This is a genomic window from Reella acinonychis (genome assembly GCF_052384575.1).
Taxonomy (GTDB): domain Bacteria; phylum Pseudomonadota; class Gammaproteobacteria; order Enterobacterales; family Pasteurellaceae; genus JBQSUQ01.
Window position 1 is genome coordinate 1 of the sequence record NZ_JBQSUQ010000012.1, and the last position, 16,828, is coordinate 16,828.

At 37.4% G+C, this 16,828-nt stretch carries 12 protein-coding genes and 1 tRNA gene; 11 read left to right on the plus strand and 2 right to left on the minus strand.

The features are described from left to right. Positions 1 to 60: 60 nt before the first annotated feature. The gene (gene erpA / locus ACT2CV_RS05855; RefSeq protein ID WP_464972198.1) at positions 61 to 402 is read right to left on the minus strand and encodes an iron-sulfur cluster insertion protein ErpA; all 342 of its coding nucleotides are present in this window, start codon (positions 400 to 402) and stop codon (positions 61 to 63) included. Between the two features lie 132 nt (positions 403 to 534). Between erpA and map the strand changes: the two genes are divergently transcribed. Then, on the plus strand, positions 535 to 1,338 hold the full coding sequence (map, locus tag ACT2CV_RS05860; protein WP_464972199.1) for a type I methionyl aminopeptidase: 804 nt from the start codon (positions 535 to 537) through the stop codon (positions 1,336 to 1,338). A 45-nt stretch (positions 1,339 to 1,383) separates the two neighbouring features. Next, positions 1,384 to 3,957, plus strand: coding sequence for a bifunctional uridylyltransferase/uridylyl-removing protein GlnD (gene glnD / locus ACT2CV_RS05865; RefSeq protein ID WP_464972200.1), 2,574 nt, complete (start codon positions 1,384 to 1,386; stop codon positions 3,955 to 3,957). A 91-nt stretch (positions 3,958 to 4,048) separates the two neighbouring features. Here glnD and ACT2CV_RS05870 read toward each other — a convergent pair. Beyond that, positions 4,049 to 4,124: transfer RNA gene (locus ACT2CV_RS05870), tRNA-Asn, on the minus strand. 494 nt (positions 4,125 to 4,618) lie between these two features. Between ACT2CV_RS05870 and uvrB the strand changes: the two genes are divergently transcribed. The 9 genes from uvrB (at position 4,619) to purD (ending at position 16,646) form a co-directional block, all read left to right on the plus strand. Further along, positions 4,619 to 6,652, plus strand: a complete 2,034-nt coding sequence (gene uvrB, locus ACT2CV_RS05875) for an excinuclease ABC subunit UvrB (protein ID WP_464972201.1) — start codon at positions 4,619 to 4,621, stop codon at positions 6,650 to 6,652. Between the two features lie 139 nt (positions 6,653 to 6,791). Further along, positions 6,792 to 6,959: a hypothetical protein gene (locus tag ACT2CV_RS05880; RefSeq protein ID WP_464972202.1), complete on the plus strand. Its 168-nt coding sequence runs from the start codon at positions 6,792 to 6,794 to the stop codon at positions 6,957 to 6,959. A 15-nt stretch (positions 6,960 to 6,974) separates the two neighbouring features. Then, complete coding sequence (locus ACT2CV_RS05885; RefSeq protein ID WP_464972203.1) at positions 6,975 to 8,471, plus strand: disulfide bond formation protein B; 1,497 nt, start codon at positions 6,975 to 6,977, stop codon at positions 8,469 to 8,471. A gap of 161 nt (positions 8,472 to 8,632) precedes the next feature. Then, positions 8,633 to 9,748, plus strand: a complete 1,116-nt coding sequence (nspC, locus tag ACT2CV_RS05890; RefSeq protein ID WP_464972204.1) for a carboxynorspermidine decarboxylase — start codon at positions 8,633 to 8,635, stop codon at positions 9,746 to 9,748. A 192-nt stretch (positions 9,749 to 9,940) separates the two neighbouring features. After that, on the plus strand, positions 9,941 to 11,179 hold the full coding sequence (locus ACT2CV_RS05895) for a saccharopine dehydrogenase family protein (protein ID WP_464972205.1): 1,239 nt from the start codon (positions 9,941 to 9,943) through the stop codon (positions 11,177 to 11,179). Between the two features lie 52 nt (positions 11,180 to 11,231). Beyond that, positions 11,232 to 12,953, plus strand: coding sequence for a protein-disulfide reductase DsbD (locus tag ACT2CV_RS05900; protein WP_464972206.1), 1,722 nt, complete (start codon positions 11,232 to 11,234; stop codon positions 12,951 to 12,953). A gap of 122 nt (positions 12,954 to 13,075) precedes the next feature. After that, entirely contained in the window at positions 13,076 to 13,483 is a 408-nt protein-coding gene (locus tag ACT2CV_RS05905) for a DoxX family protein (RefSeq protein ID WP_464972207.1), read from the plus strand. A 122-nt stretch (positions 13,484 to 13,605) separates the two neighbouring features. After that, entirely contained in the window at positions 13,606 to 15,207 is a 1,602-nt protein-coding gene (gene purH, locus ACT2CV_RS05910; protein ID WP_464972208.1) for a bifunctional phosphoribosylaminoimidazolecarboxamide formyltransferase/IMP cyclohydrolase, read from the plus strand. Positions 15,208 to 15,356: 149 nt separating this feature from the next. After that, positions 15,357 to 16,646 carry a phosphoribosylamine--glycine ligase gene (gene purD / locus ACT2CV_RS05915; protein WP_464972209.1) on the plus strand — a complete coding sequence of 430 codons (1,290 nt, stop codon included), beginning with the start codon at positions 15,357 to 15,359 and terminating at the stop codon, positions 16,644 to 16,646. Positions 16,647 to 16,828 lie beyond the last annotated feature (182 nt).

The window sequence follows — 16,828 nt, forward strand, 5'->3', positions numbered from 1 at the left end:
GTGGTTTTTAGTTAGCAATCAAAATGCTCGTCGCAATTGCTACGAGCATTTTTTATTGAATTAAATACTAAATGAAGAACCACAACCGCAGGTTGTTGTAGCATTTGGATTTTTGACAATAAAACGTGAACCTTCTAAACCCTCAGTGTAATCTACTGTGCCACCAATAAGATATTGCAAACTCATTGGATCGATAACCAATTTTACACCCGAATTTTCAACAATAAGATCGCCATCATTTACTTTTTCATCGAAGGTAAAGCCATATTGGAAACCGCTACAACCACCACCTGTGATGTAAACGCGTAGTTTTAACTCAGGGTTTTCTTCATCTGTAATTAATGCTTTGACTTTATTTGCCGCAGCGTCAGTAAAATGGAGCGGCACTGAGATATCAGACATTTACTTTCCTTAAAAACAAAATAAAAATTTTCGCCATTATCTAATAACCGACAAGTTCGTTCAAGGATATTTTCACATCAAAGGGGTTTAATGGTAATATATGTCAATCTTTTTTATTGTTAAGAGAAAAATATGGCAATTCCATTAAGAAATGAAGATGAATTAGTAAAAATTCGTGAAGCTTGTCAGTTAGCTTCAGATGTATTGGTTATGATCGAACCCTATGTCAAAGCTGGTGTAAGCACTGGCGAATTAGATCGTATTTGCCATGATTATATGGTCAATGTGCAAAAAACAATTCCTGCTTGTTTAAATTACCATGGTTTTCCTAATGCTACTTGTATTTCGCTCAATGAGGTTGTGTGTCATGGTATTCCGAGCCAAGACAAAATCCTTAAAAACGGTGATATTTTAAATATTGATGTCACAGTGATTAAAGATGGCTATTATGGTGATAATTCCAAAATGTATGTGGTGGGTGAAACTAATATTCGTAGCCAAAAATTAGTCGAAGCCGCACAAGAAGCACTTTATGTTGGATTAAGAGCTGTTAAAGCGGGTGTGCGTTTAAATGAAATTGGGCGTGCAGTACAAAAATATACAGAAGCACAAGGCTTTAGCGTTGTTCGTGAATATTGTGGACATGGGATTGGTGATCAATTTCATAGCGAGCCACAAGTCTTACATTATTATGCCGATGATGGTGGCGTGATTCTAAAACCTGGCATGGTGTTTACGATTGAACCTATGATTAATGCAGGTAAAAAAGAAGTGCGTTTAATGGGCGATGGTTGGACAGTAAAAACCAAAGATCGAAGCCATTCGGCGCAATATGAGCATCAAATTGTTGTCACTGAAAATGGTTGTGAAGTGATGACAATCCGAGAAGAAGAAGAGCGGGAAGGACGCATCACGCGTTTTATGATTAACCAATAGTAAGATGGTGGGGGTTACCCACCATTTTTGTATCTTATTGATATTATGTTTGTATTTGATCTCAATCCTAATGACGTAAAAGTTCAGAAAGAAGCGCTTAAACATCAAGAATTGTCTTGTTTTGCGACGACAGAAGTAAAATCATTGATTTCTAACCGCACTTTATTCTGCGATGACCTATTAATGCAATTATGGCAACATTTTCAATTAGATCAAACTGCATTAGCCTTGATCGCAGTGGGCGGATATGGACGTCAGGAAATGTTCCCTTTGTCTGATATTGATATTCTAATTTTATCTGAACAAGAAAACTCAGCTGAAACAGAACAAAAAATTACCGATTTTATTCAGTTTCTGTGGGATTGTGGTTTTGATGTAGGGGCGAGCACTCGAACCTTAACGCAATGTGAGATTGATGGAAAAGCGGATATTACTATTGCCACCAATTTATTAGAGAGCCGCTTTTTATGTGGAAATCAGAAAATCTTTGAAAAATTGACCGCACTTTTACAGCAAGAAGATTTTTGGGATAGAGAAACTTTCTTCAATGCAAAAATAGAAGAAAAAGTGCAACGTTATCAACGCTATAACAACACAAGCTATAATCTTGAGCCTGATTTAAAATACAGCCCCGGTGGATTACGAGATCTGCATTTAATTTATTGGATTGCTTTACGCCATTCTAATGCGATGAATTTAGAGCAAATTTTACAAGCGGGCTTTATTTATGCGGAAGAATATGCGCTATTGCTACAAAGCCAACAATTTTTATTCCGCGTGCGTTTTGCCTTGCATTTAATTTTAAAACGCTATGACAATCGTTTGTTATTTGAGCGCCAGCTAAAAGTGGCAGAAATGTTGGGTTATCAAAGGGAAGGAAATCAAGGTGTTGAACGTTTTATGAAACACTTTTTCCAAGCATTAGCCAATATTTCTATGCTGAGTGATATTTTAACCAAGCATTATCGTGAAAATGTGCTCACAACTGCGGTGCAAATTTCCCCAGTTTTGTTAGATGAAGATTTTGCTTTACAACATAATGCCATTATTTTGCGCAATATGGATTGCTTTACTCAAAAGCCCGACAAAATATTGGACTTATTTTATTATTTAACTCGCTATCCTGAAGCGGAAATTCATTCTTCTACCTTGCGTCAACTACTTATTGCTCTATCTCAATTGAAAGGCTATTTGTCTGAACAGTCACTGGCGAGAGAAAAATTTATCCGTTTATTTGCTCAGTCCAATGCCATTCAACGTGCTTTTGTACCTATGCATAAATATGGGGTATTAACTGCGTACATTCCAGAATGGAAGAATATTGAAGGGTTAATGCAATTTGATTTATTTCATATTTATACGGTAGATGAGCACAGTTTACAGGCAATGTTGAGATTGGAATATTTTTTACAAGCGGAATCTGCGCAAGAACACCCAATGTGCCATCGCCTATTTAGCCATTTTTTTGACCGCACTTTATTGTATATTGCGGCTCTATTTCATGATATCGCCAAAGGATTAGGAGGCGATCATGCTGAATTAGGCGCTGAAATTGTACGTCGTTTTGCGCAACAACATGGTTTTAATAAACGGGAAGTAGAAACGATAAGTTGGTTAGTTGAGCAACATTTATTGATGTCGATTGTGGCTCAGCGCCGAGATATTCATGATCCTGAAGTGGTGCAACATTTTGCTGAAGTTGTACAAAATAGAGTACGTTTAGATATACTAACTTGTTTAACGGTGGCAGATATTTGTGCGACTAATCAAACCTTGTGGAATAGTTGGAAGCGTTCGTTGTTTTCTACGCTATATGAATATAGCTTACAACAATTTAGGCAAGGAATGGATCAGATGTTGAACAATGAGGAAAAGATTGAATATCATCGTCAACAAGCTTTAGATCTGATTCAAAATAGCGATATGGATTTATCATTGACGCAGGTTAAGCAACTCTGGCAACGCTGCCAAGAAGATTATTTTGTGCGTAATACCGCGAAAGAATTGGTTTGGCATGCAGAATTATTACATCAATTTGAAGGTGATTTATTAGTTAAAGTCAGTAATCGTTTTTCTGATGGCGGCACCTTGGTTTTTGTTTATTGCAAGGATCAACCTAATCTTTTTTATAAGGTGGTGAGTCGAATCGGCGCGAGAAAATTAAGTATTCATGATGCTCAAATTTCCACAACTCTTGATGGTTATGCCATGGACAGTTTTATTGTCACTGAATTAGATGGTAGCTTGCTTAAATTTGATCGCAGACGTTTATTAGAACAGCAATTAACTGCGGTGTTAATGTCGGATAAATTACCAAAATATTCTCATAACAGTAATCCCAAATTAGCGCATTTTCATGTTAACACAGAGATTCGCTTTTTGAATATCAACCGGCAAGATCAAACCACAATGGAATTATTTGCGCTTGATAAACCCGGTTTATTGGCTGAAATTAGCCAAGTATTCTCAGCGCTGAAACTGACTTTACTTAATGCAAAAATCACAACAGTGGGGGCGAGGGCAGAGGACTTCTTTATTGTAGTAAATCAACACAAAAAGGCGTTAACCATTGAAGAAAGAAAACAATTAGAACAATGCTTGAGAGAAAAGTTAGCTTAGAAAAATAAATGCCCGAGAAACTCGGGCTAAAGCTTTTGGCGATTAATAAGCCTTTATCAAAGGAGATAAATAAAGACTTACCAAAAGAAAGTGGCTCCTCCTGCGGGACTCGAACCTGCGACATATGGATTAACAGTCCACCGTTCTACCGACTGAACTAAGGAGGAATAATTCTGTACACTTGCGATAATGGGTGCGTATCATACTGATCTGTTTTCCTCTTGTCAACAACAAAATGTAAATTTATTTATAACGTTTTTTGATGAAAAATGCGTCTATTTTTATTTGATAAACTTAACCTATTGTTTTAATTAGTTTAAAAATCACCCAAGCTTAGAGTAAAATTTTTCCTATTTTTAACCGCACTTTTATATCCACAAAATCTGTGGATAACTCTGTGAATTGTTTCTTGAAAAATCCGCTCAACCTAGATGAACACTGAGCTCATCTCTATTCTTATTTTAATTGATTGTAAAATGACATTTTGTTAGAAATCAATAAGTTATATAAAATCTAGGAAAATCTTTATAAAAATTAAAAATTTATTTTTTTATTTAACTTGACAAATATAAGTCTGTGTAAAACTTAGTTTTTTCTCTTCTGATTTTGTAACGAAATTGTGATAAAATTCACCGCACTTTATAAATGATCAGTAGTTTTTATGGCACAAAAAATTAATACCAAATCTTTTATTCTACATTCTGATTTTCAGCCTTCAGGTGATCAACCTCAGGCGATCGAAAAGCTAATAGAAAATTTAAATGATGGATTGGCTCACCAAACTTTATTAGGGGTAACAGGATCAGGGAAAACCTTCACCATTGCTAATGTGATTGCCAAACTCAATCGCCCTGCCATGTTGCTGGCCCCTAATAAAACCCTCGCCGCTCAGCTTTATGCAGAAATGAAAGCCTTTTTCCCTGAAAATGCGGTGGAATATTTTGTGTCTTATTATGATTATTATCAGCCTGAAGCCTATGTGCCGAGCAGTGATACCTTTATTGAAAAAGATGCCTCCATTAATGATCAAATTGAACAAATGCGGTTGTCCGCGACAAAATCTTTTTTAGAACGACGAGATACCATTGTGGTAGCCTCCGTTTCTGCCATTTACGGCTTGGGCGATCCTGATTCTTATTTAAAAATGATGCTGCATTTACAAACAGGTGCCATCATTAATCAGCGCCAAATTTTGGCACAATTAGCCGAATTGCAATATACTCGAAATGACCAAGCATTCCAGCGTGGTACTTTTCGTGTTCGAGGTGAAATTATTGATATTTTCCCTGCAGAATCTGATGATAAAGCGGTACGCATCGAATTATTTGATGATGAAATTGAGCGGTTAAGTTTATTTGATCCTCTTACCAATACGAATTTCGGTGCGGTGCCACGTTATACTATTTATCCGAAAACGCACTATGTGACCCCAAGAGAACGCATTTTAGATGCTATTGAAAAAATTAAAGCAGAATTGGTTGAGCGTAAAAAATTCCTATTGGAAAGTAACAAGTTAATTGAGGAACAACGTATTAGTCAGCGTACGCAATTTGATATTGAGATGATGAATGAGCTAGGGTATTGCTCAGGCATTGAAAACTATTCACGCTATTTATCAGGACGCAAAGAGGGCGAGCCTCCGCCGACCTTATTTGATTATATGCCTTCTGATGCTTTATTAATTATTGATGAAAGCCATGTTACTGTGCCACAAATTGGCGGAATGTATCGTGGCGACCGTTCACGCAAAGAAACTTTAGTGGAATATGGCTTCCGTTTGCCGTCGGCATTAGACAATCGCCCGTTACGTTTTGAAGAATTTGAGCGTTTAGCTCCACAAACGATTTATGTATCCGCTACGCCCGGTCCTTATGAGTTAGAAAAATCTGGCGGTGAAATTATCGACCAAGTGGTACGCCCAACAGGGTTGCTCGATCCTGAAATTGAAATCCGTCCTGTTGCCATTCAAGTAGACGATTTGCTCTCCGAAGCCCGACAACGTGCGGATCAAAATGAGCGTGTGTTAGTTACCACGCTCACCAAAAAAATGGCGGAAGATTTAACGGATTATTTAGATGAACATGGTATTCGTGTGCGTTATTTACATTCCGATATTGATACCGTTGAGCGTGTGGAAATTATCCGAGATTTACGTTTAGGGGAATTTGATGTGCTCGTGGGTATCAACTTATTGCGTGAAGGATTGGATATTCCCGAAGTGTCCCTTGTGGCGATTTTAGATGCAGATAAAGAAGGATTTTTACGTTCTGAGCGTTCATTGATCCAAACCATTGGGCGAGCAGCACGTAACCTAAAAGGGAAAGCCATTTTATATGCGGATCGCATCACCAACTCAATGGAAAAAGCCATTGGTGAAACCAACCGCCGTCGTGAAAAACAAATGAAATATAATGAAGAAAATGGCATAGTTCCACAAGCGTTAAATAAAAAAGTCGGCGAGTTATTGGATATTGGTCAAGGGGCAAATCAAAAAGCCAAAGCCAATAAAAATGCGAAAAAAGTGGCCGAACCTACCGCACTTTATCAGCTACCGCAAAATCCAAAAGACTATCAGCAACAAATTAAAAAGCTGGAACAACAAATGTATAAATATGCACAGGATCTCGAATTTGAAAAAGCGGCGGCAGTGCGCGATCAGCTACAACAATTAAGAGAACAGTTTTTGTTGGATTGATTTTAATATATTTAAAATAAGATATATTCTATTTCTGTGAGTTTCATCAAATGTTTATTTATCATTTAATGGTAGTATAAGGCGATTAATTTTTAGATCATATATTTTTGTTTTATTTAAATTAATGGAGGATGACCTTATGGAGTTGTTACAACTTTGTTTATATTTAGTTGCAGCGTACTTGATTTTTGCTAAACCAGAAAAAGAGAAATGGGCTTATCGCTTAACATACTTAGTTGTTTTAAGTGCATTTTTTGTTTTCTTTATGGCTACAAAAGCAATGCTTTTACCTGGTGTAAACTATTAAGGTAAGGAAATTAGTATGAATGAACGAATTTTTAATTCTATATTGACTTTGTGTGCGTTAGTTATAGCAGCAGTACTAGGGGGTGCCTCATTTTATTTAGGATTTATTGCAAAAGAGTCGCCTTGTATCCTCTGTTGGGCACATAGAATGTTGATGATCGGTGTTTCAATGTTCGCATTTTTAATTGTTCGCTATGGACCAAAACCAAAATATATTGGATGGATTATATTTATTGGTGTATTTGGTATGTTTGCTGGATTTAGACATTCTGCAGGTAGCTTTGCTTGGGATATTCATCAAGGTTGGTGGGATGAAATTCTAGGGGCACATACTTATACATGGCCTATTGTTATTCAAGCTGTAGTACTTTTGTTTACAGCATTAATTTTCTTATTCTCAAAAAATTTATATGGTTTCGTAAGCCAAACTTATAAGCCATTATCATCTTTAACTAAAGCTGTTATGCTTCTATTTATGGTGGTTTTAGGGGGGAATATGGTACAAGCATTTATGAGTACTGGGTTACCACCAAATATAGGAGTAGGGAATCCGAAAAGATTATCTTTTGATCCAGAATACTGGTATTGGACAACAGATAGCTGGAAACGCCTTGAAAGACCGACTTCTTTACGTAATGCATGGGATGTAGAACAACCTGATTTACCAAGCCAACCATCAAAGTTAGCATTGACTTCAGATGTTAGCTCTGCACCTTTAAATTCTACTAATAAATTAAATATCTCAAATAAGATTACGATTGAAGCAGATTTAAATGCACCGGCGACAGATTTTTCCTTTAATGGGAAAGATCAGTATTTTGTCGCCACTGAAAAATGGGGAATGTATCTGTTTGATAAAGATTTATCAGAAGTCAAACATTTTTCAGTATTAGATTATTTAAATGGTGCGAATGGTAGAGTTCCTGTTGGCAGTACATTCTTTAATGAAAATGAGTTTGGTGTTTTAGGGTGGAATAAAATATTTGTATTCTTAAAACAAGATAGTACTCGCTCAAAACGTGAAGGATTCCCTAGTTTTATTGAAGGATTACAAAATTATGTGGTAACGGCTAGAGGGGCTTATAACACAATTCGTTCTCGTATGTTCCATGTGCTTTCAATGGCTTATTCTCCCGAGTCAAATAGTGTTTATACAATCACTGTTCCAAATGTAAAAAAACAAGCATTAATTGTCTCTCGATTCGATAAAAACGATAATTTACTTTCAGAAGAGTTTACTCCAACTATTGGTCCTGATATTTTGCAGAAAGAAGGAAAAAATATAGGGGAGTATTACATTACAGGATTGACCAGCTATAAAGGTGATTTATATGCTGTGAGTAAACAATTTTCTCAGATATTGAGAATTAACCCTAATACAAAACAAATTACTCATGTTTATGAATTTAGTGGTATTGAAAATCCACAGGGTATTACGTTTAATTCTGAGCAAATGCAAATTCTTAGTTATGAGAATGGAAAAAATATTGTTTATACATTAACTGAACAATAATAGATTTTTTAAATTAAGCCCTCTAATCTTGGAAAATAATGAGCTAGTAGAGGGCTTGTTTCTTATATGAAAACAAAATATGGGGGACATAATTGCCAATCATCCCTATTTCGCTATAATAGCGCACTTTCTTGATTAATCTTACAAAGGGCGTCGGCATAATGGATGCATTACAAACACCTTATTATTTAATTGATAAAACGAAATTATTGCGCAATATGGAAAAAATTGCTTATTTGCGTGAGAAATCAGGTGCAAAAGCGCTGTTAGCGTTGAAATGTTTTGCCACTTGGTCTGTATTTGATTTTATGAGTCAATATATGGACGGTACAACATCCTCTTCATTATATGAAGTCAAATTAGGAAAACAAAAATTTGGCGGAGAAACCCATGCTTATAGCGTAGCTTATAGTGAGCAAGAAATTGATGAAGTGGTTGCTAACGCAGATAAAATTATTTTTAATTCAATCAGCCAGTTACAACGTTTTTTTGATCGTACTTTAGATTTACAACGTGGATTACGTGTGAATCCAAGAGTAAGTACATCAAGTTTTTTATTAGCCGATCCTGCTCGTCCACATAGTCGTTTAGGTGAATGGGATATTGAAAAAATCCGTACGGTAATGCCATTAATCAATGGATTTATGTTTCACAATAACTGTGAAAATGAGAATTTTGAAAAATTCTGCGAAATGCTTGATCATATTGAACAACAATTTGGTGAATTATTGCAACAAGTTGATTGGGTAAGCCTTGGTGGTGGAATCCATTTTACTGGTGAGCATTATCCTTTGGATGCTTTTGCTGAACGTTTAAAACAATTTTCACAGAAATTTGGTGTGCAAGTGTATTTGGAGCCAGGTGAAGCCTCGATTACTTTAAGCACAAGTTTAGAAGTAACGGTATTGGATATTCTTAATAATGGCAAAGAGTTAGCCATTGTTGATAGTGCGACAGAAGCCCATATGTTAGATTTATTAATTTATCGCTCTGAAGCTAAATTATTGCCTGATGCTTTCCAAGGCAAAGGCGATTATCCTTATATGGTTTGTGGTAAATCCTGTTTGGCTGGCGATATTTTTGGCGAATATTATTTTGAAAAGCCATTACAAATTGGCGATCGCATTTCTTTTTGTGATGCCGCTGGCTACACAATGGTGAAGAAAAATTGGTTTAATGGCGTGAATATGCCCGCTATTGCTATTAAAGAATTGGATGGTTCTATTCGCCTTGTTAAAGAATTCGGTTATCAAGATTACGTCGATAGCTTATCTTAATTCAAGTGCGGTGAATTTTTTGGTTGTTTTACAAAATTAGCGTAAAATACACCGCGCTTTATTTTGGGGGTATTCGTTAAGAATAAAGCCCGTTCCGCCCGATATTGACTTTTTAGGTTTTCAAAATGTATCGGGATTTTATTAACGCCTATGCCAATATAGAAGAATTGGCACCCGGGAGGAAAATACTAAATGAAAAAAAATGTATTAATTATTGGTGCTGGTGGTGTATCCAATGTTGTTGCTCATAAGTGTGCTCAACATAATGATTTACTGGGTAATATTGCTATTGCATCGCGTAATATTAAAAAATGCCAAGCCATTGCTGACAGTGTAGTGGAAAAAGGCAATTTTAAAATTCCAGCAACAATTCAATGCTTTGAAGTGGATGTATTTGATATTGAAGCGACCAAAGCCCTTATTCAACAAACTCAATCGCAAATTGTGATTAATGTGGGACCTTCTTTTGTTAATATGTCGGTATTGCAAGCTTGTATTGAAACAGGTGCTGCTTATATTGATACTGCAATGCATGAAGACCCCGAAAAAGTATGCGAGCCACCGCCTTGTTATGCGAACTATGAATGGAAACGCAGTGAATTATGTAAGCAAAACAAGATTACAGCAATTTTAAGCGTGGGATTTGATCCAGGTGTGGTGAATGCCTATGCTGCCTATGCTGTAAAAGAAGAATTTGATAGCGTAGAGAGTATTGATATTATTGATATCAACGCAGGTAGTCATGGACGTTATTTCGCCACAAATTTTGATCCTGAAGTAAATTTCCGCGAATTTAGTGGTAGTGTGTGGAGCTGGCAAGATCGTAAGTGGGTTGAGAATAAAATGTTTGAAATCAAACGTTCGGACGATCTACCAATTGTGGGAATGCAAAATTCCTATTTAACAGGGCATGAAGAAGTTCATTCACTTGCCACTCATTTAAATGTGCCAACTATTCGTTTCTGGATGGGATTTGGTGATCATTATATTAATGTTTTCAATGTGTTAAAGAATTTAGGCTTATTGTCTGTTTTCCCAGTTAAAACAGCAGAAGGTGTTGAAGTTATTCCATTGAAAGTGGTGAAAGCGGTATTACCAGATCCTGCTTCTTTAGCACCAAATTATACGGGCAAAACTTGCATTGGTAATTTGGTTAAAGGAAAGAAAGACGGTAAAGAAAAAGAAATTTTCATTTACAATGTTGCTGATCACAAAGAAGCCTATGAAGAAGTGGGTAGTCAAGGGATTTCGTACACAGCCGGTGTACCTGCGGTGGCTGCAGCAATGCTTGTGGCTACGGGCGAGTGGGATGCACAGGAAATGTGTAATGTGGAACAACTTGATCCAAAACCATTTATTAATTTATTAAATAAAATCGGTTTGCCAAATCGTATTAAAGACGAAAACGGTGATCGTGAATTAGCCTTCTAAAAAAGGGTGCTTAGCACCCTTCATTTTAGCTCAGTATTTTGCAAGGGAAGATATGAAAAAATATATTGTTGGATTTTTATTATTTTGCACCGCACTTTTGGCGCAAGCAGGCATTTTTGATAAAAAACCACAATTTCTCAAACCAGATCAAGCCTTTGCCTTCTCAGCTAGCGTCCAACAACAGTCATTAGCATTACATTGGGATATTGCGGATGGCTATTATTTGTATAAAAAAGAAATCACCGTTGAACCTGAGAATGTAAAGTTTGGCGATCCTATCTTTCCGCCTGCAGAACAATATGAAGATGAATTTTTCGGCAATGTTGATATTTTTCGGGATGATTTAACAGTTAATGTGCCATTATTAGAAATGGCGAAAAGCTCAAAAGTCATCGTCAATTATCAAGGTTGTACTAAAGGTTTTTGTTACCCACCAGAACAAAAAGTGGTTGATTTAGCGATGATTGGTGCACAAAGTGCGGTGCAAAATGACGCACTTTTTCAGCAGAAGATTGCTTCAGATAACTTGTTATTAAGTGAGCAAGATCAATTGGCACAACGTCTGTCGCAATCGTCTTATTCTGTATTGTGGTTTTTCGTACTTGGGCTTGGCTTAGCTTTCACCCCTTGTGTGTTACCAATGTTGCCGTTGTTGTCTGCCATTGTGATTGGCTCTGGACAGCGCCCAAATACTTTACGTGCATTTTCGCTCAGTTTTGTTTATGTACAAGGCATGGCATTGACTTACACTTTGCTTGGCTTAATTGTTGCCATGATCGGTTTACCATTTCAAGTTGCTTTGCAAAGTCCTTATGTGCTAATAGGTTTGTCGATTTTATTTGTTTTGCTCGCCCTTTCTATGTTCGGTGTATTCACATTACAACTACCGAGTCGCTTGCAAACAAAATTAGCGCAATATAGCCAGCAACAAAAAAGTGGTGCCTTTGGTGGCGTATTTGTGATGGGAATGATCGCGGGATTAGTCGCTTCTCCTTGCACTTCAGCACCATTGTCCGGTGCATTACTTTATGTTGCGCAAAGCGGCGATCTCTTTACTGGTGCAATTACGCTTTATCTTTTGGCATTAGGCATGGGATTACCGCTGATGTTAGTAACGATTTTTGGTAATAAAATTTTGCCAAAATCGGGACAATGGATGAATACGGTCAAAAATCTCTTTGGCTTTGTGTTGTTATTACTTCCTGTATTTTTATTAGCGCGCGTATTCCCCAATTTTGAAGCTCAGATCAAAGCGACTTGGCTTGCATCTATTATTGTTTGGATCTGTTTCCAATTAGGGCGTTCTTGGCAAGGTTGGTTGATTGTGACAGGATTAGCCTGTGCTATGTTTTTCTTTAAAGCCCCTATTCAACATTGGGTCAGTGGTGAAAGTGCGGTGCAAAATGGTGAAGTTTCTGTGCACTTACAACGCGTGACCAGTTATGATGAGTTACAACTGGCGCTAGCCAATAATCCAAAATCCATTGCAATGTTAGATTTATATGCAGATTGGTGTGTAGCGTGCAAAGAGTTTGAAAAATACACCTTTCCTGATGCAAAAGTACAGCATGCTTTCGAGAACATATTGTTATTACAGGTTGATATGACAAAAAACAGCGATAAAAATCGAGAGTTAATGGATAAGTTAGCAGTCATTGGCTTACCAACGATGATTTTCTTTGATAAACAAGGGAATGAAATCGAGGGGGCGCGAGTAACAGGGTTTATGCAAGCGCAACCTTTTACAGATTGGTTAAATCAATTACTTAAATAAGATTGTTTACTCTCAGTTGAAAGTTCTTCAATAATTCGTCGCTTTCTTAAATAAATTTCATATTATAAAATGCGCACTCTCCATTAGATTGTCCATTTTTATTAATTTAAAAGGAAAGCAAAATGAACTCACAAACCTTAACTAAATTCGCACCTTATAGCTTAGCGCTTTTACGTATTTTAGCTGCCTATATGTTCCTCTTACATGGTACAGCGAAATTCTTTGAATTCCCAATGTCGATGACAGGTGGCAATGGTGCGATTCCATTGATGTCACAATTAGGTATTGGTGGCGTATTGGAAATCGTTGGTGGGATTTTGTTAATTCTTGGCAAGTTTACTCGCCCAGTTGCTTTCTTGTTATCAGGTATGATGGCAGTTGCTTATTTCCAAATGCATGCGCCAACAGGAAATGTCTTGTTCCCAGTGGCAAATCGTGGTGAATTAGCAGTGTTATATAGCATTGTATTCTTTCACTTTGTTTTCTCTGGTCCAGGTGCTTGGGCGTTGGATAATAAAACAGCTAAATAATTATTCTACCTTTTCTTTAAGCTCGCAAATGCGAGCTTTTTTTATGAAAAAACTACATAAAAGCAAACGATTGCGTTATAATGCCTGTCGATTTTTTACTTCAAATTTAAAGGAAATTTTCAATGCAATCTCATCGTCCGATTCGTCAAGCATTATTAAGTGTGTCAGATAAAACTGGCATTGTTGAATTTGCTCAAGGCTTAGTACAACGTGGTGTGAAATTACTCTCTACAGGCGGAACTGCAAAATTATTAGCAGATAGCGGTTTACCTGTTACCGAAGTATCTGATTATACAGGTTTTCCAGAAATGATGGATGGACGTGTAAAAACCTTACATCCAAAAGTACATGGTGGTATTTTAGGGCGTCGTGGCACTGATGATGAAGTCATGAGCCAGCATGGCATTGAAGGCATTGATATGGTGGTGGTGAATTTATATCCGTTTGCTGCGACTGTTGCGAAACCAAATTGTACATTAGAAGATGCAGTAGAAAATATTGATATTGGCGGGCCAACAATGGTGCGTTCTGCTGCGAAAAACCATAAAGATGTCGCGATCGTAGTCAATAATAATGATTTCAACGCTATTTTGGCTGAAATGGATCAACATCAAAATGGATTGACTTTAGAAACTCGTTTTGATTTAGCCATTAAAGCGTTTGAACATACCGCACAATATGATTCCATGATTGCTAACTATTTTGGGCAATTAGTGAAACCTTATTTTGTGGCAGAGGAAGAAGATGCTGACGCGAAGTGCGGTCAATTCCCACGTACTTTAAACCTCAATTTTATTCGCAAACAAACTATGCGTTATGGCGAAAATGGTCATCAAAAAGCGGCATTTTATGTAGATCAAGAAGTGAAAGAAGCTTCTGTATCAACAGCAAAACAATTACAAGGCAAAGCCCTTTCTTATAACAATATCGCAGATACTGACGCGGCACTTGAATGTGTGAAAAGTTTTGATGAGCCAGCTTGTGTGATTGTAAAACACGCGAACCCTTGTGGCGTGGCGTTAGGCTCGGATATTTTAGAAGCTTATAACCGCGCTTATCAAACTGACCCAACCTCAGCTTTCGGTGGTATTATTGCTTTTAACCGAGAATTAGATGCAACCACTGCACAGACTATTATTGATCGTCAATTCGTCGAAGTGATTATTGCACCGACAGTTTCTGCAGAAGCGCAAGCTTTACTTAAAGCGAAGAAAAATGTACGCGTTTTAGAATGTGGTGAATGGGCGAAAGCAGAGCAGCGTTTAGATTTTAAACGTGTGAACGGTGGTTTATTAGTGCAAGAAGCAGATTTAGGTATGGTAGACTTAGCTGACTTAAAAGTTGTAAGTAAACGTCAGCCGACTGAACAAGAATTAAAAGACTTATTATTCTGCTGGAAAGTAGCGAAATTTGTGAAATCTAATGCCATTGTGTATGCGAAAGATAACCAAACCATTGGTATTGGCGCAGGACAAATGAGTCGAGTATATTCAGCTAAAATTGCGGGTATTAAAGCGCAAGATGAAGGCTTAGATGTAGCGGGTTGTGTAATGGCGTCTGATGCTTTCTTCCCATTCCGCGATGGTATTGATGCTGCAGCAAAAGTGGGTATTCAATGTGTGATCCACCCAGGTGGTTCAATGCGTGATCAAGAAGTTATTGACGCCGCAGATGAACACAATATGGTGATGGTATTAACTGGAATGCGTCATTTTAGACATTAAAATAGATGTTACTTTTCTTTACTTATGTAGAGAAAAGTAACTAAAAAAGTACCGCACTTTTATCTTCATTCACATAAAAAGAAAAGTCGGTTGCCATCAGTAAAATGATATATATTAGAAATAAGCAAAAAATTAATAGGAAAATTACAATGAACATTCTCATCATCGGTAACGGCGGACGTGAACACGCATTAGCTTGGAAAGTGGCACAATCACCATTAGCTGATAAAGTTTTTGTCGCACCAGGTAATGCGGGGACTGCATTGGAAGCGAAAGTGGAAAATGTGGCAATTTCAGCGACAGATGTAGAAAAATTGGTGGCATTTGCACAAGAAAAAAATATTGGCTTAACCATTGTTGGCCCAGAGGCACCGCTTGTGATTGGTGTGGTTGATGCGTTCCGCGCAGCCGGGTTGAAAATTTTCGGCCCAACTCAAGCAGCAGCACAATTAGAAGGTTCAAAAGCCTTTACTAAAGATTTCTTGGCTCGTCATAAAATTCCAACCGCTGAATATCAAAACTTTACTGAAGTTGAGCCAGCACTCGCTTATTTACGTGAAAAAGGTGCGCCAATTGTGGTCAAAGCGGACGGTCTTGCTGCGGGTAAAGGTGTGATTGTTGCAATGACTTTATCTGAAGCGGAAGAGGCTGTGAAAGATATGCTTTCTGGCAATGCTTTCGGTGACGCAGGAAGTCGAGTTGTCATTGAAGAGTTTTTAGATGGTGAAGAAGCCAGTTTTATTGTGATGGTAGATGGTAAAAATGTGGAGCCGATGGCAACTAGCCAAGACCACAAACGTGTAGGCGAAAATGATACTGGCTTGAATACGGGCGGTATGGGCGCGTATTCCCCAGCGCCAGTGGTGACACCAGAAATTCATGATCGCATTATGAAAGAAGTCATTTATCCAACAGTGAATGGCATGGCGGCGGAAGGCAATGTTTATACAGGTTTCTTGTATGCTGGTTTGATGATTATGCCAAATGGTCAACCGAAAGTAATCGAATTTAACTGCCGTTTTGGTGATCCTGAAACCCAACCAATTATGTTGCGTTTAGAATCTGACTTGGTTGAGCTTTGTCTTGCTGCTTGTGAAGGTAAATTGAATGAGAAGAAATCTCAATGGTGTGAAAAAGCATCACTTGGCATTGTGCTTGCAGCGGAAGGTTATCCTGGCGATTATCGTAAAGGCGATGAAATCACAGGTATTGAAAGTGCGGTGGAAAATCAAAAAGTTTTCTTAGCTGGCGTAGAAAATAAAGAGGGCAAACTGGTGACCAATGGTGGTCGTGTGGTTTGTGTAACAGCTCTTGGCGATAGCGTTTATGATGCGCAACAACAAGCTTTATCATTGGCAGAAAAAGTACAATGGAAAGGTCGATTCTATCGCCGCGATATTGGCTATCGTGCAGTAGCAAGAGAAAAAAATAACGCATAAACTGTGTTTTAGAGAACTGAAATGGCTTTTATCTTAATGGATAAGAGCCGTTTTATTTGATGAATAGAATTCATCATTAAAATGAAAAAATAGAGTAAAAAATTTACTGCGTTTTTATCTTGAATTGAGGTAAAATACCGCACGCAAACGTTTTACAACCCCATATATTTGACTTTAGGAGA